This is a genomic window from Hydrococcus rivularis NIES-593 (genome assembly GCF_001904635.1).
Classification (GTDB): Bacteria; Cyanobacteriota; Cyanobacteriia; order Cyanobacteriales; family Microcystaceae; genus Hydrococcus; species Hydrococcus rivularis.
Window position 1 is genome coordinate 117,117 of the sequence record NZ_MRCB01000010.1, and the last position, 26,338, is coordinate 143,454.

Genomic DNA, 26,338 nt, shown 5'->3' on the forward strand with positions numbered 1-26,338 from the left:
ACCGGAGCGCAATGCTATTCTCTCAAAATGAGGGTGCGATCGTCAATTTAATAACAAGAGATATAGTGCTTCTGGTAATGCACTTGCATGCAATAACTTTTTTCAATTATTCAGATAGATAAATTTTTATATTTATACGGCTTATGTCAAAATTCAGTAATATTCTTGATTAAATCCATAAAACTTTTAAAAAACCATTGTATAATTTGCAAAATAACTGAATAGTTAAAGCGAGCTATAGTACTTAGCCAAAGATATAGTTTAAGCTTTCATGCTCTCAAAGCTCCATGTAAAAGAATTTCTGCAATAAGATTTTCTTACATAGCTAAAAAGAAATGGAAGTTAAATCTTTAGAATTTATATCAATTAACTCTCAAAGATAAGGAGTTAATTACTCTGTTATGAGAGTTTTTCAAGCATCCTAACAGATGCGCTAGTTTTTGAGTTTTTGTGTGAGGAATTGTTGTGAATAAATATCACCTAGCTTCTATTAATGGAGTAGCTTTACTGTGTTTACTCGCTGGCTCTTTCTTGCCGACAGTGGGACGGGCAAACGCTAATCCAGTAGAGGACGACACGCTTGTGTCCGAGCCAGAGCCAATGGAACAAGTTACCAGCGTTGAAGAATTGCGAGACGTATCGCCAGATGCATGGGCTTACGAAGCGCTGCAAAGTCTGGTGGAACGCTACGGCTGTATTGTAGGTTATCCAGACCAAACCTACCGAGGCAACCGCGCCCTAAGCCGCTGGGAGTTTGCTGCTGGTTTGAACGCTTGTATGAATACGATGGAGCGCCTCATCCAGGAAAACGTCGCCGTACTCAAAGAAGATGTCGATACGCTCAAGCGACTGATGCAGGAGTTTGAAGCCGAACTTGCGGCTTTAGGCGGGCGAGTCGATAATTTAGAAGGTCGCGTATCCTTCCTAGAAGACCATCAGTTCTCGACCACTACCAAACTGAGTGGAGAAGTCATCTTTTCTGTAGCGGGCGCTACGGGTGGAGAACCCGATAGCGACGATCCCCAGATTACTTTTAACAATCGGGTACGGCTGAACCTGACCACGAGTTTTACTGGGGAAGACGCGCTGATAACGGGCTTGCAATCTTATAATTTTGGCAGTGGCTTGGGTGGCGGATCGAGCTTTGGAGAAATTCTCTTCCCTAACGACGGCTCAATCCTCAGCGACAGTATGGCAAAACTGAATTACGAGCCGCAATTCCCAGGGTTCAATCCACAAAATTTAGAAGCCAATTGCGGTAACAACGATATCTGTCTCTACAAGCTACTGTACCTTTTCCCGGTGACCGATAATTTGAGCCTATTTATCGCGCCGATGGTTGAAACTACCGATGCGTTTCCGACCATTATTCCTTTTGCCAGCGAAGGACAGGGGGCGATCTCGCGATTTGCTGCGCTTAACCCAGTTCTGCGCGTCTCTGGGGGAACATCTGGAACGGGACTTGCCAGTGCTGGAGGCTTTATTTTTACCCCCATTCCTGAAATCGATATTAGAGCGCTCTACGCCAGCGTCAACGCAGCTATCCCAGAAAACGAGGGTTTTCTGGGAGGAACTCCTTTAGGAGCTGGTTTATTCAACGGCAGTTTTGTCGCTGCGACTCAATTGACGCTCAAGCCGACGGAAACGTTAGATATCGGTCTTAATTATGCCTACAGCTACCATCAGCTCAACATCTTGGCAACGGGAACGACGGGTGTTTCAACAGGAGTTCTGGGCGATTTGCCCCTGACGACACCAGTCAACATCAACTCGGTTGGGGCAAGCGTAACCTGGCGCTTTAGCGACATTGTTCACTTTACCTCCTATGGAGCTTATTTCTTTGTCAAAGAAGCTGGAGGGGATGCCTCTACCCGGTTGCTCAGTTGGATGACAGGCTTCTACTTTCCCGATGCGTTTGCTCAAGGCAATTCAGCCGGACTTATCTTCGGACAGCCCCTCTATCGGGTGGATTCAGGCGGTGAGGCGGCGCTCATCCCGGAAAATGTAGGCGATCGCACTAATCCCTATCACTTAGAGGCTTACTATAATTTTAAGCTTAACGATAATATCAGCATTACCCCAGGCGCTTTTGTCCTTTTTAACCCGGAAGGAGATGGCGATAACGATACGACTGGGGTATTCGTGTTGCGGACGACTTATACCTTCTAGCGATAATTGTGTGAGTCATTCTGACTTCCATACGGGCGGGTTTATCCAGAAACTTTAGGGACTGACCAATGGTTAATGGAAAAAACCGCCCCTACAACTAACTCCTATCTTATCTTCTAAGCTGCCTCGGACAAAGACTGAGAATTAACAATAGCCCGATAATAATCCTGTAACTGGCGCGTTGCCGCTGCCCAACCCCAACGTTCTGCTTCCAGGCGAGCGTTTTGTCGCAACTGCTCTCTTTCTGCTTTGGCTGCTAGCAGGCGCTTAGTAGCTTTAATTGCTCCTTCAGGATCGTCGGGATCGAAGAGATAACCATTCACGCCATCGGTGACGATATCGGTAATTCCGCCAGAAGCGGCTGCCACTACGGGACACCCTGCCGCCATTGCTTCTAGCAAGACCAATCCTAGCGTTTCCGTGCGGGAAGGAAAGATAAACGCATCTGCCGAGGCAAACGCCGAGGCAAGTTCTAATCCCTGGAGGTAGCCGACAAAATGGGTCTGAGTGCCGGCAAATAGAGCTTTTAATGCCTCTCGGTGTGGCCCGTCGCCAACAATTGCCAAATGTGCCTCTGGGATGGCTTCTAGGATGGGTTTAATTCGATCGATTTGCTTTTCTGCCGAGACTCGTCCTACGTATAGTAGAAGCGGACTGTCGGGATGTCCTTGTGAGAGACGCGATCGCATTTGGCGAGAGGCGAGATGGGGTTGGAACATCTCTGTATCGACTCCTCGCTGCCACAAGTTTACCCTTTCGATACCGCGACCTGTCAATTCCCGTACCATTGCCGTTGAGGTACAAAGATTGAGATGAGCTTGATTGTGTGCCAATTTGAGCAACTCCCACAACAGCCCTTCAAGGGATCCGAGTCCGTAGTGCTGTAAATACTGGGGCAGATGGGTGTGGTAGGAGGCGACCAGGGGAATATTGAGCGTTTTAGCATAATAAATCCCGCCTATTCCTAAAACGGCAGGATTGACCACATGAATCAAATCTGGCTTGAATCTCTCCAGAACTCGGCGAAGGCTCGGTCTGGGAATCGCTAGTTTCAATTCGGGATACATTGGCAGTGGAATGCCCGATACGCCGTGAATTTTGGCTCCTTTATATTCTCTCATTCCGCCGTCGGGACAGAAGACTAAAACGCGATCGCCGTGGCGTTGCAAGTGTTCGACTGTATGGCGCAAGCGAGTGACAATTCCGTCAATTTTAGGTAAAAATGTCTCGGTGAATAAAGCGATTCTCATAAGCAGTTATTAGTGACCAGCGATCGGTAACCAGTAGGGGCGATCCGCGAATCGCCCCTACTGTATGTATGTCGATGAAATTTAATTTCTGCGCCAAGAAACTTTTGGCAGAATGTGCTTCTCGTCAACGCGGTGTTTGTATTTGATAGCGAAGTTTAGCAGAGAATCTAGTAAAGAATCGGATAAATAATGGGGTTGCAATCCGAGATCGAGTAGTTTGGTGTTTTTAGCGTTGAAGTAGTGTTCTTCTAACTCGACCCTAGGGTTATTGAGGTGGTCGATCTCTACATCTAATCCCATTGCCGTTCCCGCCTTTTTCACCATTACCGCCAAATCGCCAACGCTGAATAGTTCGGTAAATTGGTTGAAGACGCGGAACTGTCCGGCATCGGCTGGGTTTGCGATCGCCAATTCCACGCAGCGCACCGTATCCCGAATATCGAGAAAGCCTCGCGTCTGTCCGCCTTTTCCGTAGACCGTCAGGGGATGTCCGATCGCAGCTTGAATGCAGAATCGATTCAATGCCGTTCCAAATACTCCGTCATAATCGAGACGGTTGACTAGCATTTCGTCCATTCCCGTCTCTTCTGTCAGAACCCCGTAGACAACCCCTTGGTTTAAATCCGTTGCCCGCAGTCCCCAAATTCGGCACGCAAAGTGGATGTTGTGGCTATCGTGAACTTTGCTCAGGTGGTAGAAACTTCCTGGCTGTTTGGGATAGGGTAACGTATCCTTGCGTCCGTTATGTTCGATGGTGATGTAGCCTTCTTCAATGTCGATGTTAGGAGTGCCATATTCGCCCATCGTTCCCAATTTCACCAAATGACAATCTGGGAAATCTTCTTTCATGGCGTAGAGGAGGTTTAGCGTCCCTACTACGTTATTGACTTGGGTCATGACCGCGTGTTCGCGATCGATCATCGAATAAGGTGCCGAACGCTGTTCCCCAAAGTGGACAATCGCCTCTGGTTCAAACTGGCGCATGGTTTTGCTGAGGAAATCGTAATCGGTGATATCGCCCACGAATAGATCGATGGACTTCCCCGTCAGATCCTGCCACCGCTGAATGCGATGGTGAATTGATGCTATGGGAGTTAGCGTGTCTACACCTAATGTTGTATCCCAATGCCGTCTGATCAAACTATCGACAATCCCGACCTCATACCCTCTATTTGAAAGGTGTAGCGCAGTTGCCCAACCGCAATAACCGTCACCACCAATAACCAGAACTTTCATACTAAATCAATAAAAATTTATTTTCCGATCTTAGGTGGAAGATAGTCCGCCGTACAACGACGGAGGCTGCTTCCACTTCTTCGTAAATGTATCAGGAATTGGTACCTTCTAAACCAAAGATGTTAAATAGTGTTGCGAATCGACCCTTGGCTCGACTTGATAAAAGAATTCAGACTTCGGATGCGTCTTCATTTCGACCAAGCAACCAACCCAAACCCGCCCCAATCGCCTCCGTCAGCAGCGCTATCAAACGGTATACAATTACAGCGCCCAGGACGACGCTGGGTTCTACTACCCTATCTAACAAACCAAGGGCAGTTGCCTCAAAAACGCCAACTCCGCCAGAGATGGGCGACACGATTCCCAATGCCCAAGCCAAGCTAAATCCGCTTGCTAGCGGGATGATTGCTACTGGGCGAACCGGAGTAAAGATCGCAACCGTCAACAAAAAGCCGACGCTTCGCAGCGCTAAAAATAAACACTGTCCTAAAATTACCCGCCAGGGATAAGATTGCATGCGAGGTCGAGTCCATTGGGAGCGGGCTAATTTATTGAAGAGCCTTTGCAGCATTAGCGCATTAGGCAGTTGCTCGATCCAACTAAAAACGCGATCGAATACGAATGGATGAACGCTGACGAGAATGCAAGCCAAACCAAGACTGCACAGTCTTTGTAATGTCGGGTCGGCAGCAATTAACAGCCCGAATATCATTCCTGCTGCCGCGATATAGACAGATTGTAAAAGGACGCTAGCGAACGCGACTGTTACGGGGATTCCTAGCTTGCGAGCCGCTACCAGCCGACCATAAGTTTGCCAAATATCGCCGGGTAGATATTTAGCAATTTCAGTTTTGATGAAAATGATTGTTGCCCATCGCCAAGGAACCGGATACTGTAAATTTCTTAAAATCTCGCCCCACACAACTCCCGACCAACAGTGAGACAGGATAGAAACTGCCACTGCCACAATGACGTACCACCAAGTTTCCTTATCAAGCTCAAGGCTTTGGACTTCTCGCCAGTTATCGTAGAGAGCTTGACCGACAACGATCGCGGTGAAGATAATGATACACCATTGAAACAGAGAGCTGAGATGTTTAGATTTCATCGATGTCGGTCTTGCTGGGAAGGTTTTCTCTCGATCTTTTCATCATTACCGGGCTGCTGCTTTTTGGTTTTCTGTAATGGGATGAGGCAAGATTTAGGTTCCTATCACCAAAATAACCGTAATAGTTAAGAGTTGCGAACCTGTCGTAGAAACGACATCTGCTTGCGATTGGCTAAAAAGGCAAAATTTCGCTTGCGCTTAACCTAAAACAGAACCGTTAAAATGAAATCAGCTGGCACATTTAAAGATTTTAAAACTTTGTGGCAATATACGCCAAAATATGCTATCAGCGGGGAAAAAATGAAATTTGCTCGGCAACACGCAATTATTACTGGCGGTTCTAGCGGCATTGGCAAAGCGACGGCTAAATTACTTGCCAGCAAAGGGGCTAACATCTCAATTATTGCCCGCGATCGCGCCAAATTAGAAGCAGCAAAATCGGAAATTGAAGCAGCCAAAATTCATTCCAAGCAGCAGATTTTTTCGGTTGAAGCTGATGTAGCACAAAGAAGTCAAATAGAACAAGCCATACAAACTTGTATTGCAACCGGAGGAACTCCCGATATTTTAATAACTTCTGCTGGAATTGCAAGCCCTGGTTATTTTCAGGAAGTGCCGATTGAAGTTTTTGAACGTACTATGGCAATTAATTATTTTGGCTCGCTTTATAGTATTAAAGCCGTATTGCCAAGTATGGAAAAACAAAAAAAAGGTCAGATCGTGCTAATCTCTTCTGGAGCGGGATTAATTGGTATTTATGGTTATACGCCTTACAGTCCGAGTAAATTTGCTTTGAGGGGATTAGCAGAGTCTTTACGAGGCGAATTAAAACCATTAGGCATTCAGATTTCTATTGTCTATCCTCCCGATACGGATACGCCTCAATTAGAAATAGAAAATAAAAGCAAACCCTTGGAAACAAAATTGATTACTCGAACCGCTCAAACTTGGAGTGCCCAAGCAGTTGCTCGCGAAATTGTTAGAGGAATCGAGACCAAAAAATTTGCGATCGCGCCTGGTTCGGAGATGGCAATCTTAGGACGATTTCATAGTCTGATCGCGCCGGGATTGAATTGGTATTTCGATCGCATTGTCGCTAAAGTCAAAAAACAGTAACTACTAACTACTAACCACTAACTAATCCCCAATCAAAAGGCAAAAGTCAGAAGGGATCGATCATGAAAATTGCTAAATGCGCGATCGCACTCGGAAGCAATCTAGGCAATTCTTATACCATTTTAGAATCTAGCCTCGAAATTCTGGCACAAACTCCTAAAATTACGCTTAAATCTCATTCTAGTTGGTATAGAACCGCTCCGATCGGTCCCCCACAACCAGATTATCTCAATGGCTGCGCTTTACTCGAAGTTCGACTGACTCCCGAAGAATTGTTAAACATTTTACTCAATATCGAACGCCAATTTGGTCGCGTGCGTCAGGAACGATGGGGACCGAGAACGCTAGACTTAGACTTACTGTTGTATGACGATCTCATTCTGGATACGTCTAACCTACAGATTCCTCACCCAAGGATGCGCGAAAGAGCATTTGTACTCGTACCTTTAGCAGAAATTGCGTCAGATTGGATCGATCCGGTATCGAAAAAAGCGATCGCGCAACTTCTTGAAGAGGTAAACTGTTCTGGGGTTATCCGACAACTGATAACTAATTAAAAATAACCGATTATGTCGCTAGGTCAAGAACCGCCAGAAATTCTACAACAACGCCTGTTTTACAAAGGTCGTAAATTCGATTTTGAAGTTAGTAGACTCCGCTTGCCGATAGGGGTTGAGGGAGATTGGGAATGCGTTCGCCATCCCGGCGGTGCGCTAGCCGTTCCCGTCACGAGCGAGGGTAAACTGGTATTGGTGCGACAGTATCGTTTTACGGTTGAAGGACGACTCTTGGAGTTCCCTGCGGGTACGGTAGAACCCAACGAAGATCCTGCCGAAACGATTAAGAGAGAAATTGAGGAAGAAACTGGCTATCGTGCAAGTAGATGGCGATCGCTAGGAAAATTTGCGCTTGCACCAGGATATTCCGATGAATATATCTATGCGTTTTTGGCACAAGATTTGCAACAATTAGAACAACCACCCGAACAGGATGATGATGAGGATATTGAGGTAGTTTTAATGAGTCCTCTGGAATTAGAAAAAGCGATTTTAGCTGGCGAACCCGTGGATGCTAAATCAATTTGTAGCTTTTTCTTGGCACGTCCGTTTTTAGGGTAATCTCGCCTAGAAAAAATTATAAAAAGTTAGTTATCTTAGGCTTGCGATCGCGTTTCTAGTTGGTAAATTTATTTCGGTTTCACGCAAAGAGGCAAAGGCGCAAAGTTAAACCGAAATTAAGCTGCGATAACCTCTTTTCAAGATCTTTTTTAGTTCCTAGAAAAAGATCGATAGGGAAATAATATACGATTAAGTTTTAAAAGAGTCGATCGAGTAATTGAGAATCTATTTATGTCTGATTTAATCCTCTTCTGGCACCGCCGCGATTTACGAATTTCCGACAATATAGGATTAGCTGCTGCCCGTCAAAAAAGTTCTAGAGTAGTTGGTGTATTTTGTCTGGATCGCAATCTACTAGAACGCGACGATATTGCACCTGCTAGAGTAACTTACATGATAGGTTGCTTACAAGAATTACAGCAAAAGTATGTTCGAGCAGGCAGTCAATTACTGATTGTCCAAGGCGATCCAAATCAAACAATTCCTGCTTTAGCAGAAGCTTTAAAAGTTCAATCTGTATTCTTTAATTTAGATATAGAACCCTACGCCAAACAACGAGACGAGGAAGTCAAAAAAACGCTTCAAGAAAAAGAAATTGCTGTTGAAACTTTCTGGGATCAGTTACTCGAAACTCCCGGAAAAATTGTTACTCAATCTGGTAATCCTTATACAGTTTACAGTCCCTTTTGGAGAAATTGGAGTCAACAATCCAAACAATCTCCCGTTCGAGATTTAGAAAATGTCAAAGGATTAACGAACCAAGAAATTGCTATTGCTAAAAAAGTAGGTGTAATTGAATTACCAACAGCAAAAGATTTAGGGTTTATTTGGGACAATCCCCTACTACTCACACCAGGAGAAACCGCCGCACAGAAAAGATTAGCTGAATTTTGCGATCGCGCAATTTATGAATATAAAGAGCAAAGAAATTTTCCTGCTATTGATGGAACATCTCGACTGAGTGCCGCACTTAAATTTGGCGCAATTGGCATTCGGACTGTTTGGCAAGCTACGATTGAGGCTAGGGAAAATAGCCGCAGCGATGAAGCTAGCGACAGCATTCAATCTTGGCAACAAGAGTTAGCTTGGAGAGAATTTTATCAACACTGTCTTTATTTTTTCCCAGAATTAGCACAAGGAGCTTATCGAAAAAACTTCAAAAATTTCTCTTGGGAAAATAACGAAGACTATTTTCAAGCTTGGTGCGAAGGAAAAACCGGATATCCCATCGTTGATGCGGCTATGAGACAGTTAAACGAAACGGGATGGATGCACAATCGCTGTCGTATGATCGTCGCCAGTTTTCTCACCAAAGATTTGCTGATTAATCCGCAGTTGGGAGAAAAATATTTCATGCAAAAACTCTATGACGGGGATTTAGCAGCTAATAATGGAGGTTGGCAGTGGAGTGCTTCGAGTGGCATGGATCCCAAACCATTGCGCATTTTTAATCCTGCCAGTCAGTCACAAAAATTCGATCCAGAAGCAGAATATATTCGGCAATGGTTGCCCGAATTAAGTTCGATAGATACCGAATATTTAGTGACGGGTAAAATTCCCGACTCAGAACGCGATCGCTGCGGTTATCCTCAACCAATTGTAGACCACAATAGGCAACAAAAAGAATTTAAACGACGCTATCAGCTAATTCAAACTACTTCCTAATTAAGCCGCTAGTTCCGACGACAGCGCAGAGAAATTGATAAATCATATTCTAGGGCGGCTGCGATACCAAACAGAATGGTACTAAATACCCAAAGGGTATCTAAAAGACCGCCAGTTTCAAAATTGCCGCGCGCTGCGACGTAAGCATATCGGACATCGGCAATATAAAGTAATAAAGCCGCGATCGTAACGACTAGCCAAGTCCGAGAAAATTGACCGCCCCAAAAGGTTAACACCAAAGTCCCGGAGAGAACTAACAAAATAACATCTAGGACTACGTAGAATAGGCTTGTAAGCTCAGCCGATGGCTTGAGCATCTCTTCTACCCCTAAAACCCATTCCGGTGCTTCTTTCTCGGCAATAGGAGAAGCGCTATCTTGCGCTACAGTTGTTGAAGGGTTTGAAGCAATAACCGTTTGCTCGACAACAGGCGAAGTTACGGCTAGCTGCGCTTGCGAAGATTCGGGTAGGAACGCACTTATCCAACCCAGCCAAATTCCCAAAATCGCGATCGCACTAATCACTCCATATTGCCAGGTTTTAAGCGTTATTCTTCTTGCTCTGAGTGCTAAAATCATTCCCCAAAGAAGCAATAGGTAAGAAACGATATAGACGGGGTCTGCTAAAGACACTTCCGGAGATCGTTGCAGAATTAACTCCCAGTAGCCAAAAATTAAGTTAGCAAGAAAGTAGAACGCACTTCTCAAACCAAACAATAACCAGATCTTGCGATCGCTAATAATCTCAGGAAGCCGCCAATCGATCAGACACAACCAAGCAACTCCTAGATGAGCGACTCCTTCAAAAATATAATTCAGAATTACGTACCACTGAGGAACCCCCTCTCCTGGCAAGGGCATGCCATAAATAATGCCAAAATAAAAGGAGATCAGTCCCCAAATAATCCCCACCATAATAACTACGATTGGAGATGGGGCGAATGCAGGTAGCGATTTTTTCATGGGATGTTTCTTTCCACCTTCCAAAAATGCGTATTTAATTTGCATTTCATGCACTTGCTTAATATTTATAGCAAAAGATTACAGGTAGAAAATTAAATAATCGAAAAACTTAAGATCGACGGCGGCGCGATCGCGTTGAGATTTCGTATTCCCAGGCTGCGCCAACGCCAAAAAAGATAGCGCTCAACGTCCAGAACGTATCGATGATACTGTTAGTTTCATAATCGGTGCGCGTGGCAACGTAGGCAAAGTGCATGTCGGCAATGTAGAGCAAGAGGGCGGCTAAGGCAATTAAAGTCCAAGTTCGAGAAAATCGGCCTCCCCAAAAGTTCAACCAAAGCGTGGCAGCCATAATTAACAACAGGACATCATAAACGATGTAAAGCCAGCTTAAAATCACGATGGATGGCTCTAATGTTTTTTCTATTCCCAGAACCCAGTCGGGAACTTCTTTACCAGCAGAAGCCATAAAAATCTGTTCTAGAGTAGCGGAATCGTCATCATAGGGAGTAGCAATCTGCCAGCCAAATCCAATGGCGCTCGCTGCTACCGCTGCCAGTACTACCCACTGCCAAACTTTTAGATTGAGACCTCTAGACTTGAGTGCTAGAAACATTCCCCAGAGTAGCAATAGATAAGAAACCATATAAAATGGATCTGCCAAAGACACGTTGGGAGAGCGTTCTAGCCCTATCTCCCAATACATAAAGATAAGGCTAGCAATTAAGTAAAGCAAAGTTCCCAGGCCAAGAAATAACCAGACGTTGCGATCGCTAATAATCTGAGGTAAGCGCCAGTTTCTCAAACACAGCAAGCTAGCTCCCAGAAAAGCTCCCTCTTCTAGAATGAAAGAAACGATCGAATACCACCTTGGCACCTTGTCTCCCGGCAGAGGCATGCCAAACGCTAGCGCCAAGTAAACTGTCAGCAATGCCCATAAGGTTCCGATTAAAACGACCGAGCTAAAACTTGGGGAAAACTGGAAAGAGGGTCTTTTCATCTGCTTTTAGCGCCGTCATTGACGAGGGCGAGTAGAGATATCGTATTCCAAAGCGGCTCCAATACCAAGCAGGATGCCGCTAAACACCCAAAGCGTATCTAGAAGTCCCCCAGTTTCAAAATTCCCGCGCGAGATAACGTAGGCATAGCGGATGTCGGCAGCATAGAGTAACAAAGCGGATGTAGCGATTACAGCCCAAGTTCGAGAAAATCGACCTCCCCAAAAAGTTAATACTAGAGTACCAGCCAGAACTAACAAAAAAACATCGCTGACAACGTAGAGCAAGCTTAAAACTCCAGCCAAGGGAGCGAGTGACTTTTCTATCTCTAAAACCCATCCCGGTGCTTCCTTCTCGGCAGCGCTTTGAGCGATAATGGCTGGCTCCAAAATCGGTGCGGTAGAGGCTAGCGCCGTCTGAGATTCTTGAGGGGGAAACGAACTCAGCCAGCCCAACCCAATACCGAAGGTGATAAGCCCCGCGATCGCAGCATATTGCCAAGGTTTTAAATTCACCTGTTTCGAGCGAACTGCCAGTACCATCCCCCACAAAAGCGCTATGTAAGAAAGGATATAAAAGGGATCTGCCACAGAGACATCGGGAAACCGTTCTAACCCCAATTCCCAGTAACCGAAGAAGAAGTTGGCAAGCAGATAAAGCCAACTCCTCAAACTAAAAAATAACCAGATGCGGCGATCGCTCAGAAGCCTGGGACAAAGCCAATTTCGCAGACACAAGAACGCCGCCTCCAAGTAAGCCACGCCGTCAAAAATGTAACCGAGGAGTGCGTACCACCTTGGCACCTCTTGTCCCGGCAAAGGCATACCAAATGCTACAGCGCAATAGAATGTCAGCAGCGACCAAAAAATGCCAGCAGCAATGACAGTTTCCGTGCTTGGAGAAAATCTTAAAGGGGAAGAAGATGGTTTCATATTTTGTATGCCTCGCCAAGCCTATCGCTTTAGATCTACCCCTTACACATCAACACAAACTGCATGCAACAATACATAAACCGAGGATTGGTATAAATCGGCAATTCCTTTAAGGTTTCAACCGCACGCTCTACAAAAGTAGTGTTGCCAAAATACCTTTTGCTCAGACGACCGACCCTGGGAAATAAAATCTCCAATTCCTTTTGTCTCCAAATTGGCAGTCCCGTTGCTATCAGAGGATCTACTGTTAGTAGCGGATTAATGGCTCCTGGCAACTCTGCGCCAGGAAGAAGACATTGCTTGAAGATTTTAGTCATCTCTTCCTGGAAAGTCCTTTTTTGGCTGGCTCCCATGAGATCCTCAATATCGTCGGCGATCGCCTGTACGATTAGCAGGCATGCCTGAGTATAAGAGTCTTCAGAAGCCACCCTAGCTGGTGTCTGAGTCGCGGCTGAGCGATCGCTTTGAACTTCAAGCCACACGCTATACGTCGGTTCTTGGTTTAACAAGACGACGGACTGTCCTCGCGTCTCAACCAAGCTCTCTGCAAGCGTCTTGGCTTTGTCTTTTTGAGCGGCACTAAATTGATTCATCAGGCGAAAGGTTCGTCCCTGATAGCTCAGAATCATGACTAACCTGCCGTCGTCGGAATCGCGAACCCTCGAAAGTTCTACATCCGATCGCTTCAGAACAAGTACGTTCTCATTCATGAGATGCTGTCAGCTTTTGTAGCTTCTGAAGTTGATTGTGGTAAAGCCCATTCAATTTTTTTCAGTATAAATTGTCCCGCGCCCAACCACCGCAAGTTCGTCAAAAAGAAGTCGGAATTCGCAAGTCCCTCCTATCACTAAATTTGACCGATAGGCGAGTATCGGTTGAATTTGTGCAAATTATGAAAGCGCTTAAAACATTATTGCAAATCCAATTTTTATTATTGTCTTTGGTAGTGAGTGGATAAAAAGCTATTTATAGCATGCATAAAGCTCGGAATGATTGCCAATTTAAATTTGCAAATTCTTAGCGAAGGATAAGCAATATTTCGGAAAAAATACGGAGGACACCCAGGAGTAAAACGATTAAACTGCAATCGTGAACCTCCCTTAGTTATAGCCAAAGCGCGAGCGAGTCAAGATTATGCAGCCAAAGAGTATAAGCGAGCAGTTTCGCGAGCAATTTCAGATATCGCTCGCTGATACTAACGATCTAAAAAAAGAAGTTTATCGAATTCGCTATGAGGTCTATTGCCAGGAACTCAACTATGAAGCAACCGATAAATTTCCCGATCGGCTAGAGACGGATATTTACGACGATCGCTCCTTGCACTGCCTTCTCAAACACCGCGCTAGCGGCGTTTACGCTGGCTGCATCCGTTTTGTCTTTCCCGATCCCTATCAACCGGAACGCTCTCTTCCTCTCAATAAAGTCTGTTCCCTCGATCTCGATCTCAGTCAACTACCTCCCTATTCCTATGGAGAAGTTTCGCGCCTAGCCGTACTTAGTCGATTTCGCAGGCGCTTTGGAGAATCACAAACGCCAGGAGGGTTGCTATTTTTTAACGATCGCTCTCAAGAAGGAGAAGAAAAACGAGGTTTTCCCGTAATTGCCCTAAGTCTTTATCTAGCTGCGACTTGCATTGGCATGGAAGCTGGTGTAGAAAGGGTTTTCGTTTTGATGGAACCTAAACTTGCCCGCCATCTTCGCTACTTTGGATTTGTCTTTACTCAGATCGGCGATTTTGTTGACTTTCGCGGCAAACGGGGACCGTACCAGATTAGACGACAAGAAGTTGAAAATAGTTTGCCTGCCCAGATTCGCGAGTTAATGGAGGTCGTGCGCTCCGATTTAATCGTCTCTCCCACGTTTATACCAATTCACAATTCGCAATTATCAATTCGCAATTAGTCAGCAGCTTTGTGTGTAAGGCTTTTTCATTAAATATCTGTAGCGTTCTTTTTTAGAAATGGTATTAAATCGCTCTCCAAAATCCCCGTCCTCTGAAACCATCTCAAACATTGTATATAACAATATGAAAAATACATTTTTTGCTTGCAGATACCAATGGACCAAGATAGAGCCATAGAAGCCTGGAGTCAGCTTTTGGGAGCCGATCGCGTTCTAAGCGATCGCTCTCTGCTGCGCGACGCTCAAACGGCAACCTTTCTAACTCGGCAGCAGATTCCCGTCATTCTCCAGCCCGGCAGCCGCGAAGAGGTACGCCAATGTCTCAAGATAGCCAACCAATACGATCTGCCCGTCTATCCCATTGGCAGCGGGAAAAATTGGGGATATGGCTCTCGCGTCCCCGTCGAAGATGGCTGCGCGCTGCTCGATCTGTCGCGCTTAAACCGCATCGTCGATTTTGACGAGGAACTGGCTTATGTCACCATCGAACCCGGAGTGACTCAGCGCCAGCTGTACGAGTTTTTGCAGCAGCAATCCTCGCGCCTGTGGATGGATGCGACGGGTTCCAGCCCCGATAGCAGTCTGATTGGCAATATTATGGAGCGAGGCTTCGGTCATACTCCCTATGGCGATCGCTTCGCCAATGTCTGCGGTATGGAAGTCGTTCTGCCGACTGGAGAGGTCGTCCATACAGGTTTTGGCAGGTTTCCGAATGCTAAAACCGCCTCAGTCTATCGCTGGGGTCTCGGTCCTTACCTCGACGGCTTGTTCTCTCAATCTAATTTTGGCATCGTCACCCAGATGACCCTATGGCTGATGCCAACCCCGGAGTATTTTCAAGCCTTTTTTTTCAGTATCAAGCAAGAAGAACAACTCCCCGAACTAATCGACGCACTGCGCCCCCTGCGCCTCAATGGAACGATTCGCAGTGCCGTTCACATCGGCAACAGCTATAAAGTTCTCTCTTCGATCCGGCAATATCCTTGGCAAGCAACTGGAGGCACAACGCCGCTATCGTCCCAAGTTATGGCGCATTTTGCCAAAACCTGGGACTTTGGCGCTTGGAACGGTTCTGGGGGCATTTATGGCAGTAGAAAACAAGTTGCTGCTGCCCGACAGTTAATCAAACAAGCCCTCAGAGGCAAGGTCAGCAAGCTCAGGTTTATAGACGACTTTACCCTGAAACTGGCACAAACTCTTGCCAAACCCTACCGAATGGCGACCGGATTGAATTTGCCGGAGTTGCTCAAGCTTCTGGAGCCAGTCTATGGGTTGATGAAAGGGGTGCCCACCAATACCCAGCTTGCCAGCACCTATTGGCGCAAGAAATTTGCCCCGTCCGAACCAATGAATCCCGATCGCGACGGTTGCGGCTTGATTTGGTGCGCTCCCGTCGCTCCCTTGGAAGGAGAACATGCAGTTAACATTAACAAAATCGTCAGCGAAACCTTGACCAAATATCAGTTTGAGCCGAGCATGTCCATGACGCTGCTAACAGAACGCTGTCTTGGCTGCGTTATTAGCATCTCCTACGATCGCGAAATCCCCGGCGAGGATGAAAAAGCGATGGCCTGTTATGACAAATTGCTCGAAAAATTAACTGGGGCAGGTTACTATCCCTATCGCGCGGGAATTCAATCGATGGAAACCCTGCAAGGAGAAGATAGCTATCGGGCACTGTTGGGCAGGCTCAAACATGCCCTCGATCCCAAGCAAATTCTCGCTCCCGGTCGCTACAGCACTAAGGACATTTAAAAGCACTGGAGGGCAAATTCCTTGCCTCCTGGGCAACCCAGGCATCGAGTTGGAGAATTGGAGGGATTTGAGATAAAGTATTACAGCAAAAGTAGAATAATCTGGTCAAACATCAGTTAATCTTACATCTAGCGCGAGTTAGATAAAATTTCACAAACTTATACAAGATAGCTTTCAAAATCTATCCTTCAATCGGCAGCAGCAATCGCCGCTGCGGCGCAAAAAAACAAAACAACCGCTTGAGTTGGCTCCGAGCAAATCCGCTCTTGTCCGAATTAACCCTCAATCGTTAAGCAATTTTTGCATATGATGAAGCAGACAACCAACCAACAGCTACAACAAAAGCTTCCCAACAGCCAGCAGGAAGCAATCCAGCGTCTCAGACAAATCATGAATCGTCTCTCGGTCAAAACCGCCGACATGAAACGCATCCAAAAAGCCGGTCTGGTAGAAGCGCTAGAGCATATGCCCCTAGACGAACTGCAAGACATTGTTGACAATCTGAGAACGGATTTAGAGAAATCGGTGCGCTTCGTCAGCGATCAAGAGGTAGAACTAGCCGCGCAAAACCAAGCGATCGCAGATTTAGAAGAAAAACTACAGGCAGCTGGCGAGTACGAGCGTTTTAGTCTAGAAGTAGAGCTAGCTAACGAGCAGGAAAGAAAAGACTTGCTGGAGGCAACCCTAATCGGTCAACGCCGTAACCTCCGCAAGCAAGAAGCAACCTATAATCAATACTGGCGCGTCCTGCGGCGGCGACAAGGCACCTTGGAAGCCGATACCTATACCCAACAAGTAGCGCTCGTCGAACCCGTTCTGGCACCGCCCCAAGCGCCAGAAACCGAAATAGAATCAGAAGAATCAATCGATCCAGCCAAGCAGCGATCGCCACAAAAACTGGCGCTAGCGATTGCCGGCTTGCTGGCTTTTAGCGTTGCCCTTCTATATGGTTTGAGGGCAACGCGCCAGCCAAATCCCACTACCGCCCCAACCGCTTCTTTAGGACAAAAAACGATCGCGACTAATGCCGTTGCAGCGTTGGGCTATATCGAACCCAAGGGAGAGGTCATCAAACTGTCTGCGCCAACGATGCAAGAGGGAGCGCGAGTTGCGCAACTGCTGGTCAATCGAGGAGATAAAGTAAAAGCCGGACAAGTCATCGCTATCTTAGACAGCCGCGATCGCCTGCAAGCCGCCCTAGAACAAGCCAAAACCAATGTGAGAATCTCTCAAGCCAATCTCGCTAAGGTCAAAGCTGGCGCTAAAAGCGGAGACATTCAGGCGCAAGACGCTAGATTTCTACGCACGCAAGCCGAATTACAAGGACAAATTGCCGCTCAAAGAGCAACGATTTCTAGCCTGGAAGGACAGTTGAGCGGGAATAAAGCTGCCCAGGAAGCGAATATTGCCAAAATTAGAGCCGAGTTGCGCGATGCCGATGGCAATTGCGATCGCTATCAGAAGTTGTTTGCCGAAGGGGGAATCGCCGAACAAGAACGCAATCGCGTTTGCTTGCAAGCGGAAACCACTCGCAGCAGCCTCAAAGCCGCCGAAGCCGACTTAAGGCGAATCGTCTCGACGCTACAGGAGCAAATTAATGAGGCAAAAGCTACCCTCAATAAGACGGTAGCCACCTTGCAAAAACAGATCGAAGAAGACCAAGCAATGCTCAGCGCCGTTTCAGAAGTTCGACCCGTGGACGTTCAAGTCGCTCAAGCCGAACTCCTATCGGCTCAAGCAGCCGTTAAACGCGCCCAAGCCGATTTAGACCGGGCTTACGTCAAAGCGCCCAGCAACGGTCAAATTCTCAAAATTCACGCCTGGCCCGGAGAAATCGTCGGCAACGACGGGATAGTAGACCTGGGACAAACCGACCAAATGTACGTCACGGCAGAAGTTTATGAAACCGATATCGCCAGAGTTCGCGTCGGTCAAACGGCAACGATCGAAAGCGATGGCATAATTGGCGATTTACGAGGGACGGTAGACGAAGTGGGCTTACAAATCGGGCAAAAAGATGTCTTGGGAACCGATCCGGTAGCGGATGTCGATGCTAGAGTCGTTGACGTGAAAATTCGCATCAATCCAGAAGATAGCCTGAAAATTGCCAATTTAACTAATTTACAAGTTAACGTCATTATCAATACCAACGATAGGGCACAAATCATTAAATAACCCAACCAAAACTGTTTAAAATTCAAAGTTCAAAGTCAATGAATTTTGAACTTTGAAGTAATTATGACGAGTTGCCAACATTCGGAAGCTTCATGCTGCAAAAATTACCTACAGCCTGGTTACAACTGAGACATCAAAAAGTCCGCTTAATCGTTGCCCTAGCGGGAGTGGTTTTCTCAGTTGTAATCGTTTTCATGCAATTTGGGTTGCAGGAAGCTTTATTTGATAGCGCCGTTCGCTTTTATAACGGGTTGGAAGGCGATTGCTTTTTACTCAGCCCTCGCTCCAATGCCTTGATTGCTATGGAAACGTTTCCAAAGCGACGTTTATCGCAAGCGCTAGCTTTTGAGGAGGTCGAATTTGTCACTCCCATTTACCTCGGACAAGGTCAGTGGAAAAATCCCGAAACTAGAGATTATTGGCGCAATATTTTTATCGTTGGATTTGACATTCGCTATCCGATTTTTAGTTTTCCAGGCGCTGAAGAAAATAGAAAGAAACTAGAACTTCCCGATGTGGTTTTATACGACCGAGATTCTCGCGCCGAATTCGGTCCAGTTGTGGCAGAATTTGAGAAAAAAGGCAGCCTAGTTACAGAAATTGGCGGTCGAGGAACCAATCGCCGCATTAAGGTGGTCGGACTGTTTAAAATGGGAACTTCATTCGGTTCGGATGGAAATCTCATTACCAGCCACCTTAACTTTTTGCGACTCTCTCCCTCCCGTCGCGAAGGTTCTATCGATGTCGGTTTGATTAAATTAAAACCCGGAGCAGACGCACAGAAATTTAAAGATCGCTTGCAAAACTATTTACCCAAAGACGTAAAGGTCTTTACCAAACAAGAATTAATCGATTTTGAGAAGCATTATTGGCAAAGCAGTACGGCGATCGGATTCGTTTTTAATCTAGGCATAATGTTAGGAATTATGGTAGGTGTTGTAGTTGTCTATCAAATTCTTTATACTAACGTTTCCGAACATCTATCTGAATATGCAACCCTAAAAGCCATCGGATATCGCCATCGCTACTTGCTATTTCTGGTTTTACAACAGGCTTTATTTATTGCTGTTTTAGGCTATATCCCCGGTTTTATAATTTCTATGATTCAGTACGAAGTGACCAAACAAGCGACGCTGCTTCCTATCGCTATGACCTTTGAAAGAGCTGTAATCGTATTGGTGGCAACGATCGCGATGTGTTTTATTTCTGGCGCTTCGGCAGTACAAAAGCTAAAAGCAGCCGATCCAGCAGATATTTTCTAGGGTTAAGGGTGCCATGCAACCAGTGATAGAGATTCGCCATCTGAATCATTACTATGGCAAAGGGACTTTAGTCAAACAGGTTTTATTTGATATCAATTTGGATATTTATCCAGGGGAAATTATTATTATGACCGGACCGTCGGGTTCGGGAAAAACGACTTTATTGTCGTTGATCGGCGCGTTGCGATCGCTTCAGGAAGGCAGTTTAAAACATTTTGGCAAAGAATTAAATGGGGCGAGCGAAGACCAATTGGTGATGGTTCGCCGCCAGATCGGCTACATTTTTCAGGCACATAATTTGCTGCCATTTATGAGCGCCAGACAAAACGTACAAATGTCGCTCGAACTCCACGAAGATATCACTCCCGCACAAGCTAAGGCTAAAGCTGAAGCAATGTTAAGATCGGTGGGTCTGGGCGATCGCGTTAACTATTACCCAGACAATCTCTCAGGCGGACAAAAGCAACGCGTCGCGATCGCACGCGCCTTGGTGAGTCACCCAAAATTAGTGCTAGCAGACGAACCTACTGCCGCTTTAGATAGCAAAACAGGTCGCGATGTGGTTAATCTGATGCAATTTCTGGCAAAAGAGCAGGGTTGTACGATTTTGCTAGTGACTCACGACAACCGCATTTTAGATATTGCCGATCGCATCGTTCACATGGAAGACGGTCGCTTGAAATCTGCTAGGTAAAATGAATAATATCTATCGAGATTTTACAATCCGAAACTGGCAAGAGCGCGATCGCGCGGCGGCGGCAAGCGTTATCGAGCAAGTGTTGCAAGAGTATGGCTTGCCTTGGGAACCGACGGGTGCGGATCGAGATGTTTTAGCAGTCGAAACCGCTTATCTTAGCGCTGGTGGAGAATTTTGGGTAGTCGAACGGCAAGGACAGATTGTGGGAACGGCTGCCTATTACCCGATTGCTCGCGGCGAGAAGGCGGTAGAAATCCGCAAAATGTATCTATTGCCAACAGCGAGGGGAATGGGACTGGGCAAACATTTGCTCGAACAGTTAGAAAACGCGATCGCAGCAAAGAGATTTCAAGAAATTTGGCTCGAAACCGCTAGCGTCCTCAAACAAGCCGTATTACTCTATGAAAAATACGGCTATCGCAGCGCTACGGGCGTAGAAACCAAACGATGCGATCGCGTTTATGTCAAGTATTTATAATGAATAATTTCAAACCGGCGATCGCAAGCTGCTATTGCAGCTTTATCTGCGCGATCGCCAGCAAATGTTTCTGCCATATCTCCCGATTCTTCGATAACGTGAGACTATACCATTTTTCATTCATTAATGACACAGATAGTCGATCGCCCTCACCCCCAACCCCTCNCCCTATTTAGGAGAGGGGAGAAGAATGTCGATCGCGAAAACCTGAAAATTGGTATTATCTATGGCGATTCTCGTTCAAGTCGTGTACTCGGCATTAATCCTTACATAGTCATAACTCAGATCGCAGCCCCAAGCCGTACCCGTTCCCGAACCGTTGCCAATACAAACCGAAATTAGCACCGTATCTTCTTGTAAATACGCTCCTGCCGCTGCTCCTTTGAGATAATTACTCGCCGCAGCGCGATCGAACTCCAACGGTTGACCGTTTTCCATCAATACAAAACTTCCCAACTTAATTTGCAAATCCTCCTGATGGAAAGAAACTCCGGCACGTCCTGCCGCCGCAGCAATCCTACCCCAGTTTGGATCGCGCCCAAAAATAGCAGATTTAACTAACGACGATCCGACGATCGTTCTAGCAATCTGACGGGCGGATTCGTCGTCTGGCGCGCCCGATACCTGCACTTCGATTAAACAAGTCGCTCCTTCGCCGTCGCGGGCGATCGCTTTGGCTAAATACTGGCATACCGCCGTCAGCATCGCTTCCAGTTTCTCGGCACTGGCTCCCATTTCGGTAATGGCTGCCGTGCGGGACTGACCGTTGGCTAGGGCAATCAAAGTATCGTTGGTGCTGGTATCCCCGTCTACCGTAATCTGATTAAAACTGCGATCGGCTGCTCGCTTGAGCATCTGCTGCCACAGGGAGGTAGAGACTGCCGCATCGCAAGTAACAAACGCTAGCAGGGTCGCCATATTGGGGTGAATCATGCCCGATCCTTTAGCGATCCCGCCCATGCGGACGGGACGACCGTCCATCGTGGTTTCTAGGGCAATGGATTTGGTGACTAAATCGGTTGTAATAATGGCTTTAGCAGCCGCATCGCTGCCATCTTCTGAGAGAGAGGCAACTAATTGGGGAATTCCGTTGCGCATTGCCTCCATGGGAATCCGCTGTCCGATAACGCCTGTCGAAGCCAACAGAATTGTGTCGGGAGAAATATTGAGGCTTTCTCCCAAAAGACGAGCGCTTTCTAGGGCATCTTCCCAACCGCGATCGCCTGTAGCTGCATTCGCCTGACCCGCATTGCAGAGAATGGCGCGGGCGCTAGCTTTGGCTTGAAGACGAGTTCGGCAATAATCGACGCAAGCAGCCCGAACTTGAGACATAGTAAATACTCCAGCCGCGATCGCTTCTGTTTCAGAAAAAATCAAGGCTAAATCTGGCGCGCCAGAGGGTTTTAATCCTGCTGTAATCCCTGCTGCTTTGTAGCCTTTGGGTGCTGTTACACCGCCGTCGATCTCTTGCCAATCTGCCATTATTCTCTTGGCTCCTTGCGCTTGGTCAGAAGCCGATTATACCAAGAAAGGTTTTTGCCTTCGAGGACAATTCAAAGACTCTTTATCAAAAATCGTTTTAGATGCAGTTTTACAAATGGCGTACAAACCATTCCAACCCAAAGATCTTCAAATTTCTTTCCTTTCATCCAGTTTTCTATAAATCCTGGGTCAATTAATTCTATAGGAGTTTTATAAGTCAACTGCACTTGATATGTACCTGGTTGCAAGTTCTCAAACCACCAGACGCTTCTACCTCTACCAGGAACATACAATTTTAATAATCCATCTGCTTGCTGAGTAAGATAAGCACCCGGAAAAAGAGTAATGATCTGTCCTGGTATAGCTAGCTGTGAATCAGATTCTTGAGCTATTCTAAATCCATAAGAAGCACCACCATTTTTTGGTAGTACGATCTGACCATCTTTTCCGATCAAGGTTGGAATTAAACTATCGAACAAGAAGAAGCGCAAGGGAGTTGAGGTGTTGTTCGTAATTTGCATTCCAATCGGGATATAAATTTTAGAATCAGACTGTGTTAATGAGACAGTTGAAATCCGATCCAATATGACGGTTTGAAAACAAATTCCATCGACTTCTACTGTACTATTATCAACAACTAGAGGCTCCACGAGTCGAAGATTCACCCAATGAGTAGGTGCATACTCTAGCTCAGAAACTCTGACTTGACAAATTTCTTTAGTATCGGCATTGAAAAAAGAAAATTCTTCAGCAGGAGACTTGTAGCTAAAGCGAAACTGATAGTTTTCTAACTTCAGATACTCAAATAACCAGTAATAGTGAAAATCGGCTATCGATTCAGGCAATCGCTCAACTTCATCAATAAATATTTGCAATTGCAGGCGATCGTTTTGCCACAACAGTTTGGCAAGCAAATATCTTACTAAAGACTGACAAGGAGGAATACCAATTCCTTTGTATAGATTAGTTCCAGGTTGTTTACTGATGAGTTTTTGTGGTAGTAAGAGTTGCTTGTCTGAATCAAGAAGTTCTGGGATTAAAAATTCATTACTGAAAGGAATAAAAGGTAATACAACGGGGGCTTCATTATGGATTAAAAATTCAAATTGAACTATACTAGTTAAATATGTATTCTTACTGATAGATATTACTATAGGGCTAGGTTCCCAAATTTCTAAATGACAAACACCATTTAATTGATACGTATTCATAAAAACTTTTATTCAAAAAATATTATTTAAGATATTCTATCAACTCTTAAAACCCAAAGAGCTGATAGAATAATAATTTATTACCTTAATTTTTTTTCAGTTTTTGGAAAACACTAACAAGACTTAATACAAACAATCCTAGTATTGAAGTAGGCTCAGGTACAGATTGCGGCCCAGGTTGGGGTTTTATATCGGGATCAGAAATATCTTTTTTGATATCCTTGAGTACCTCAAACAAGCTGTCAACAATATTATATGATGTGTAAAGCTTTCCGCCTGTCTTTTCAGATAGTTTAGAATAATAGTCAGATCCTGATGAATCGTTACCTAAAAAAACACTATAAATTGATACTGGAGAGGTAGTAGAAATAGAATTTGAGATTGAGGTCAAGCTAGCCGAAAAAGGAGAGAAACCATGAGAGTTACCAAATGACGGTATGATTGAAGAATTAGTCTGTATAGTTACTGGATTTTTAGCTGCATCTATAATTGACTGAGCCGTGTAACTTGTAAAAGGTTCTGGATCGTGAGGTGGTGCATCAGTAAAGAGAATAATTGCTTTTTTTGCCTCGTCTCGCCAACCACCAATACCATTTCCCTTAATTACATTAACTAAACCCGAATAGGCAGATTCAGACCAATCACCGCCATCACCAATAGCAACACTGTTTATAGCGCTAGTAATGTTCGTAAGTTTGTCAGAAAAAGGCAAGACAGCATTATAGGGATAATCACCATAATTACCATAAATATCGCTAGGAAAGTCTCGATAATCGGCGATAGCTACTCTTGAATCAGGAATATCAGCAAATAATTGGTTGACTATATCTGTGGCTGAGTTTTTCACTTGGTCTAGATCGTCCCACATACTGCCAGTGGTATCAAAAAGCAAGGCTAGATCCAGTGGAGGAGTGTATGTGTTTTCCCAACCCCATCTAACGCCACTATAAATTTCAACTCGATTTTTTACGATACCTGTCTCTAAATCTACGACTCCTCCTGGAACTTCATTGACTAAATAAGTTTCGGCATAGAAGTAGTGGTTTGTACGTGTATATGGAGGAGTTGAGATATATGGCAAGTCACGAAAGAGAGTTGAGTTTGAAGAACCAGGAAAAGATACATCATAATAAGGACTGCCTGCTCCACGACGAATATCGAGCTTGTCTATAGCAATTTGATCGTTTATTATGTCGCCATTTTCAAAAAAGATAAAAAATATTGTTGGGCACGCATGTTTATGTAAATTTAATTTTGCCAATTCTTTAATGGCAACCATGAAAAACAATGTCTATTTCTTATCTAGCGTTTTTGAGGAAGTTCATTAAAACTTTAAGACTGACTAGGGAAATTTAAAGAATTGATGAAGAGCGATCGCTTCGGTTTCCGAAAAAATCAAGGCGCGATTGGGTGCGCCAAAGGGTTTTAATCCGGTCATAATTCCCGCCGCCCTAAAGCCTTTGGTGCTGTTACGCCGCCATCGATCTCTTGCCAATCTGCTATTGTTTCGTTGGCTCCTTCAGCTCGGTCAAAAGCTGATTAATCAAAAAATAGATCTGATGTATCGATACACTAGATAAATAGAGACTGTAAATAGCGCTAATGGCAATCAAACGTTCCTCCGACCAACAGAGCGATCGCCCGCCAGCTAAGCGTCCGGCAAAAGGCGCTCGCCAATCCCGTTCCAAGTCTTCCGACGACAAACAACTCCTACTCGCCACTGCTAGCTGCGATGAAACCGAAGGCAGCGAAGAGAACGTACGTCCGCGTCGCCTCGATGACTATATCGGACAAAAAGATTTAAAAGAAGTGTTAGCGATCGCCATTCAAGCAGCCAAAAGCCGAGGAGAAGCACTCGATCATCTGCTACTGTACGGGCCTCCCGGACTGGGAAAAACTACCATGTCCCTAATCTTAGCCGCAGAAATGGGAGTCAACTGTAAAATTACGGCTGCACCCGCACTAGAACGTCCGAGGGATATTAGCGGACTGTTAATCAATCTCAAACCCGGAGACATTCTGTTTATCGATGAAATCCATCGCCTCAACCGCGTGACAGAAGAATTACTTTATCCGGCGATGGAAGATTACCGCTTGGATATTACGATTGGGAAAGGTCATAGCGCTAAAATTCGCAGCATTCCTCTGCCTCCGTTTACGCTTGTCGGCGCGACGACTAAGGTAGGAGCGCTCACTTCTCCTTTACGCGATCGCTTTGGCTTGATCCAACGGTTGCGCTTCTACGAACTCGACGAGCTAACTGCAATTGTATTAAGAACGGCTCAGATTCTCAAGGTTTCTATTGCCGAAGACGGCGCACAAGAAATTGCCCGCCGTGCCAGGGGAACGCCCCGCATTGCCAACCGCTTGCTCAGACGAGTGCGAGACTACGCTCAAGTGAAAGGAATGAATGCGATCGAGCGAGAATTAGTCTCAGAAGCACTCGATGTTTTAAATGTAGACTCGCGAGGTCTCGATTGGACGGATCGGCTGGTTTTAGGGACAATTATCGAACAGTTTCGTGGCGGTCCGGTAGGATTGGAGGCAGTCGCTGCCGCTACAGGAGAAGACGCCAAAACCATCGAAGAAGTTTACGAACCCTATTTGCTACAAATTGGCTATATCAACCGAACCCCTAGAGGTCGCATTGCTACAGAAGCCGCTTATCAACATTTGGGAATGATGGAAGCGAGTCGTTCGAGAGGCGAACAGCTATCGATATTGGAGGGAAGTTAGTCAAGAAATCTATATCTATAATCGCGATCGACGATATAATTTTGCTAACTAACATTAACAATGCAGTCTTTAAGACTGGGTATATC

The 26,338-nt window shown here is 45.6% G+C and carries 22 protein-coding genes and 1 pseudogene; 12 read left to right on the forward strand and 11 right to left on the reverse strand.

Annotation, left to right across the window (positions count from 1 at the left end; genetic code table 11):
* Positions 1-465: 465 nt before the first annotated feature.
* Positions 466-2,169 (forward strand): iron uptake porin, encoded by a 1,704-nt coding sequence (locus tag NIES593_RS10675; protein ID WP_073599559.1) that lies wholly within the window; start codon positions 466-468, stop codon positions 2,167-2,169.
* Positions 2,170-2,285: 116 nt separating this feature from the next.
* Here NIES593_RS10675 and NIES593_RS10680 read toward each other — a convergent pair whose 3' ends face one another.
* The 3 genes from NIES593_RS10680 to NIES593_RS10690 form a co-directional block, all read right to left on the reverse strand.
* Complete coding sequence (locus tag NIES593_RS10680) at positions 2,286-3,419, reverse strand: glycosyltransferase family 4 protein (protein WP_073599560.1); 1,134 nt, start codon at positions 3,417-3,419, stop codon at positions 2,286-2,288.
* An 81-nt stretch (positions 3,420-3,500) separates the two neighbouring features.
* Positions 3,501-4,655: a UDP-sulfoquinovose synthase gene (locus NIES593_RS10685; protein WP_073599561.1), complete on the reverse strand. Its 1,155-nt coding sequence runs from the start codon at positions 4,653-4,655 to the stop codon at positions 3,501-3,503.
* A 169-nt stretch (positions 4,656-4,824) separates the two neighbouring features.
* A complete protein-coding gene (locus NIES593_RS10690) occupies positions 4,825-5,763 on the reverse strand; it encodes a lysylphosphatidylglycerol synthase transmembrane domain-containing protein (protein WP_073599562.1) in 939 nt (312 codons plus the stop codon).
* A 300-nt stretch (positions 5,764-6,063) separates the two neighbouring features.
* On the opposite strand from NIES593_RS10690, the gene NIES593_RS10695 reads away from it, so the two are divergent.
* The 4 genes from NIES593_RS10695 to NIES593_RS10710 all read left to right on the forward strand — a co-directional run bounded on the left by NIES593_RS10695 (position 6,064) and on the right by NIES593_RS10710 (position 9,662).
* The gene (locus NIES593_RS10695) at positions 6,064-6,879 is read left to right on the forward strand and encodes an SDR family oxidoreductase (protein ID WP_073599585.1); all 816 of its coding nucleotides are present in this window, start codon (positions 6,064-6,066) and stop codon (positions 6,877-6,879) included.
* Positions 6,880-6,941: 62 nt separating this feature from the next.
* Entirely contained in the window at positions 6,942-7,436 is a 495-nt protein-coding gene (gene folK, locus NIES593_RS10700; RefSeq protein ID WP_073599563.1) for a 2-amino-4-hydroxy-6-hydroxymethyldihydropteridine diphosphokinase, read from the forward strand.
* A gap of 12 nt (positions 7,437-7,448) precedes the next feature.
* Complete coding sequence (locus NIES593_RS10705; RefSeq protein WP_073599564.1) at positions 7,449-7,997, forward strand: NUDIX hydrolase; 549 nt, start codon at positions 7,449-7,451, stop codon at positions 7,995-7,997.
* Between the two features lie 231 nt (positions 7,998-8,228).
* Positions 8,229-9,662, forward strand: coding sequence for a cryptochrome/photolyase family protein (locus NIES593_RS10710; RefSeq protein ID WP_073599565.1), 1,434 nt, complete (start codon positions 8,229-8,231; stop codon positions 9,660-9,662).
* 8 nt (positions 9,663-9,670) lie between these two features.
* Here the strand turns inward: NIES593_RS10710 and NIES593_RS10715 are convergent, their stop codons facing one another.
* The 4 genes from NIES593_RS10715 to NIES593_RS10730 all read right to left on the reverse strand — a co-directional run bounded on the left by NIES593_RS10715 (position 9,671) and on the right by NIES593_RS10730 (position 13,264).
* Positions 9,671-10,669, reverse strand: a complete 999-nt coding sequence (locus tag NIES593_RS10715; protein ID WP_083602416.1) for a hypothetical protein — start codon at positions 10,667-10,669, stop codon at positions 9,671-9,673.
* Positions 10,670-10,733: 64 nt separating this feature from the next.
* Entirely contained in the window at positions 10,734-11,624 is an 891-nt protein-coding gene (locus NIES593_RS10720; protein ID WP_073599566.1) for a hypothetical protein, read from the reverse strand.
* 15 nt (positions 11,625-11,639) lie between these two features.
* Positions 11,640-12,554: a hypothetical protein gene (locus NIES593_RS10725; protein WP_073599567.1), complete on the reverse strand. Its 915-nt coding sequence runs from the start codon at positions 12,552-12,554 to the stop codon at positions 11,640-11,642.
* A gap of 35 nt (positions 12,555-12,589) precedes the next feature.
* Positions 12,590-13,264 carry an Npun_F0813 family protein gene (locus tag NIES593_RS10730; protein ID WP_073599568.1) on the reverse strand — a complete coding sequence of 225 codons (675 nt, stop codon included), beginning with the start codon at positions 13,262-13,264 and terminating at the stop codon, positions 12,590-12,592.
* A 424-nt stretch (positions 13,265-13,688) separates the two neighbouring features.
* On the opposite strand from NIES593_RS10730, the gene NIES593_RS10735 reads away from it, so the two are divergent.
* The 6 genes from NIES593_RS10735 to NIES593_RS10760 all read left to right on the forward strand — a co-directional run bounded on the left by NIES593_RS10735 (position 13,689) and on the right by NIES593_RS10760 (position 20,823).
* The gene (locus NIES593_RS10735; RefSeq protein WP_073599569.1) at positions 13,689-14,456 is read left to right on the forward strand and encodes a PEP-CTERM/exosortase system-associated acyltransferase; all 768 of its coding nucleotides are present in this window, start codon (positions 13,689-13,691) and stop codon (positions 14,454-14,456) included.
* A 156-nt stretch (positions 14,457-14,612) separates the two neighbouring features.
* Complete coding sequence (locus NIES593_RS10740) at positions 14,613-16,211, forward strand: FAD-binding oxidoreductase (protein ID WP_073599570.1); 1,599 nt, start codon at positions 14,613-14,615, stop codon at positions 16,209-16,211.
* Positions 16,212-16,517: 306 nt separating this feature from the next.
* Positions 16,518-18,386: an HlyD family efflux transporter periplasmic adaptor subunit gene (locus NIES593_RS10745; RefSeq protein WP_217651871.1), complete on the forward strand. Its 1,869-nt coding sequence runs from the start codon at positions 16,518-16,520 to the stop codon at positions 18,384-18,386.
* A 92-nt stretch (positions 18,387-18,478) separates the two neighbouring features.
* Positions 18,479-19,648, forward strand: a complete 1,170-nt coding sequence (devC, locus tag NIES593_RS10750) for an ABC transporter permease DevC (RefSeq protein WP_073599571.1) — start codon at positions 18,479-18,481, stop codon at positions 19,646-19,648.
* 13 nt (positions 19,649-19,661) lie between these two features.
* Complete coding sequence (locus tag NIES593_RS10755; RefSeq protein WP_073599572.1) at positions 19,662-20,342, forward strand: DevA family ABC transporter ATP-binding protein; 681 nt, start codon at positions 19,662-19,664, stop codon at positions 20,340-20,342.
* Between the two features lies 1 nt (position 20,343).
* Entirely contained in the window at positions 20,344-20,823 is a 480-nt protein-coding gene (locus tag NIES593_RS10760) for a GNAT family N-acetyltransferase (protein ID WP_073599573.1), read from the forward strand.
* A 240-nt stretch (positions 20,824-21,063) separates the two neighbouring features.
* On the opposite strand, the gene argJ is transcribed toward NIES593_RS10760, so the two are convergent.
* The 4 genes and pseudogenes from argJ to NIES593_RS23540 all read right to left on the reverse strand — a co-directional run.
* Positions 21,064-22,305 (reverse strand): bifunctional ornithine acetyltransferase/N-acetylglutamate synthase, encoded by a 1,242-nt coding sequence (gene argJ / locus NIES593_RS10765; protein WP_073599574.1) that lies wholly within the window; start codon positions 22,303-22,305, stop codon positions 21,064-21,066.
* A 71-nt stretch (positions 22,306-22,376) separates the two neighbouring features.
* Positions 22,377-23,516: a hypothetical protein gene (locus tag NIES593_RS10770; protein WP_073599575.1), complete on the reverse strand. Its 1,140-nt coding sequence runs from the start codon at positions 23,514-23,516 to the stop codon at positions 22,377-22,379.
* Between the two features lie 85 nt (positions 23,517-23,601).
* On the reverse strand, positions 23,602-24,795 hold the full coding sequence (locus tag NIES593_RS23255; RefSeq protein ID WP_083602417.1) for a vWA domain-containing protein: 1,194 nt from the start codon (positions 24,793-24,795) through the stop codon (positions 23,602-23,604).
* 78 nt (positions 24,796-24,873) lie between these two features.
* A pseudogene (locus NIES593_RS23540) lies at positions 24,874-25,019 on the reverse strand (arginine biosynthesis bifunctional protein ArgJ); the annotation flags it as partial.
* A 99-nt stretch (positions 25,020-25,118) separates the two neighbouring features.
* On the opposite strand from NIES593_RS23540, the gene ruvB reads away from it, so the two are divergent.
* Positions 25,119-26,252, forward strand: a complete 1,134-nt coding sequence (gene ruvB, locus NIES593_RS10785; protein ID WP_073599576.1) for a Holliday junction branch migration DNA helicase RuvB — start codon at positions 25,119-25,121, stop codon at positions 26,250-26,252.
* Positions 26,253-26,338 lie beyond the last annotated feature (86 nt).

Coding starts and splice junctions, on each gene's coding strand:
- NIES593_RS10680 (WP_073599560.1), bottom strand. CDS start 3,419: ATGAGAATCGCTTTATTCACCGAGACATTTTTACCTAAAATTGACGGA.
- NIES593_RS10685 (WP_073599561.1), bottom strand. CDS start 4,655: ATGAAAGTTCTGGTTATTGGTGGTGACGGTTATTGCGGTTGGGCAACT.
- NIES593_RS10690 (WP_073599562.1), bottom strand. CDS start 5,763: ATGAAATCTAAACATCTCAGCTCTCTGTTTCAATGGTGTATCATTATC.
- NIES593_RS10695 (WP_073599585.1), top strand. CDS start 6,064: ATGAAATTTGCTCGGCAACACGCAATTATTACTGGCGGTTCTAGCGGC.
- folK (WP_073599563.1), top strand. CDS start 6,942: ATGAAAATTGCTAAATGCGCGATCGCACTCGGAAGCAATCTAGGCAAT.
- NIES593_RS10705 (WP_073599564.1), top strand. CDS start 7,449: ATGTCGCTAGGTCAAGAACCGCCAGAAATTCTACAACAACGCCTGTTT.
- NIES593_RS10710 (WP_073599565.1), top strand. CDS start 8,229: ATGTCTGATTTAATCCTCTTCTGGCACCGCCGCGATTTACGAATTTCC.
- NIES593_RS10715 (WP_083602416.1), bottom strand. CDS start 10,669: ATGCAAATTAAATACGCATTTTTGGAAGGTGGAAAGAAACATCCCATG.
- NIES593_RS10720 (WP_073599566.1), bottom strand. CDS start 11,624: ATGAAAAGACCCTCTTTCCAGTTTTCCCCAAGTTTTAGCTCGGTCGTT.
- NIES593_RS10725 (WP_073599567.1), bottom strand. CDS start 12,554: ATGAAACCATCTTCTTCCCCTTTAAGATTTTCTCCAAGCACGGAAACT.
- NIES593_RS10730 (WP_073599568.1), bottom strand. CDS start 13,264: ATGAATGAGAACGTACTTGTTCTGAAGCGATCGGATGTAGAACTTTCG.
- NIES593_RS10735 (WP_073599569.1), top strand. CDS start 13,689: ATGCAGCCAAAGAGTATAAGCGAGCAGTTTCGCGAGCAATTTCAGATA.
- NIES593_RS10740 (WP_073599570.1), top strand. CDS start 14,613: ATGGACCAAGATAGAGCCATAGAAGCCTGGAGTCAGCTTTTGGGAGCC.
- NIES593_RS10745 (WP_217651871.1), top strand. CDS start 16,518: ATGATGAAGCAGACAACCAACCAACAGCTACAACAAAAGCTTCCCAAC.
- devC (WP_073599571.1), top strand. CDS start 18,479: ATGCTGCAAAAATTACCTACAGCCTGGTTACAACTGAGACATCAAAAA.
- NIES593_RS10755 (WP_073599572.1), top strand. CDS start 19,662: ATGCAACCAGTGATAGAGATTCGCCATCTGAATCATTACTATGGCAAA.
- NIES593_RS10760 (WP_073599573.1), top strand. CDS start 20,344: ATGAATAATATCTATCGAGATTTTACAATCCGAAACTGGCAAGAGCGC.
- argJ (WP_073599574.1), bottom strand. CDS start 22,305: ATGGCAGATTGGCAAGAGATCGACGGCGGTGTAACAGCACCCAAAGGC.
- NIES593_RS10770 (WP_073599575.1), bottom strand. CDS start 23,516: ATGAATACGTATCAATTAAATGGTGTTTGTCATTTAGAAATTTGGGAA.
- NIES593_RS23255 (WP_083602417.1), bottom strand. CDS start 24,795: ATGGTTGCCATTAAAGAATTGGCAAAATTAAATTTACATAAACATGCG.
- ruvB (WP_073599576.1), top strand. CDS start 25,119: ATGGCAATCAAACGTTCCTCCGACCAACAGAGCGATCGCCCGCCAGCT.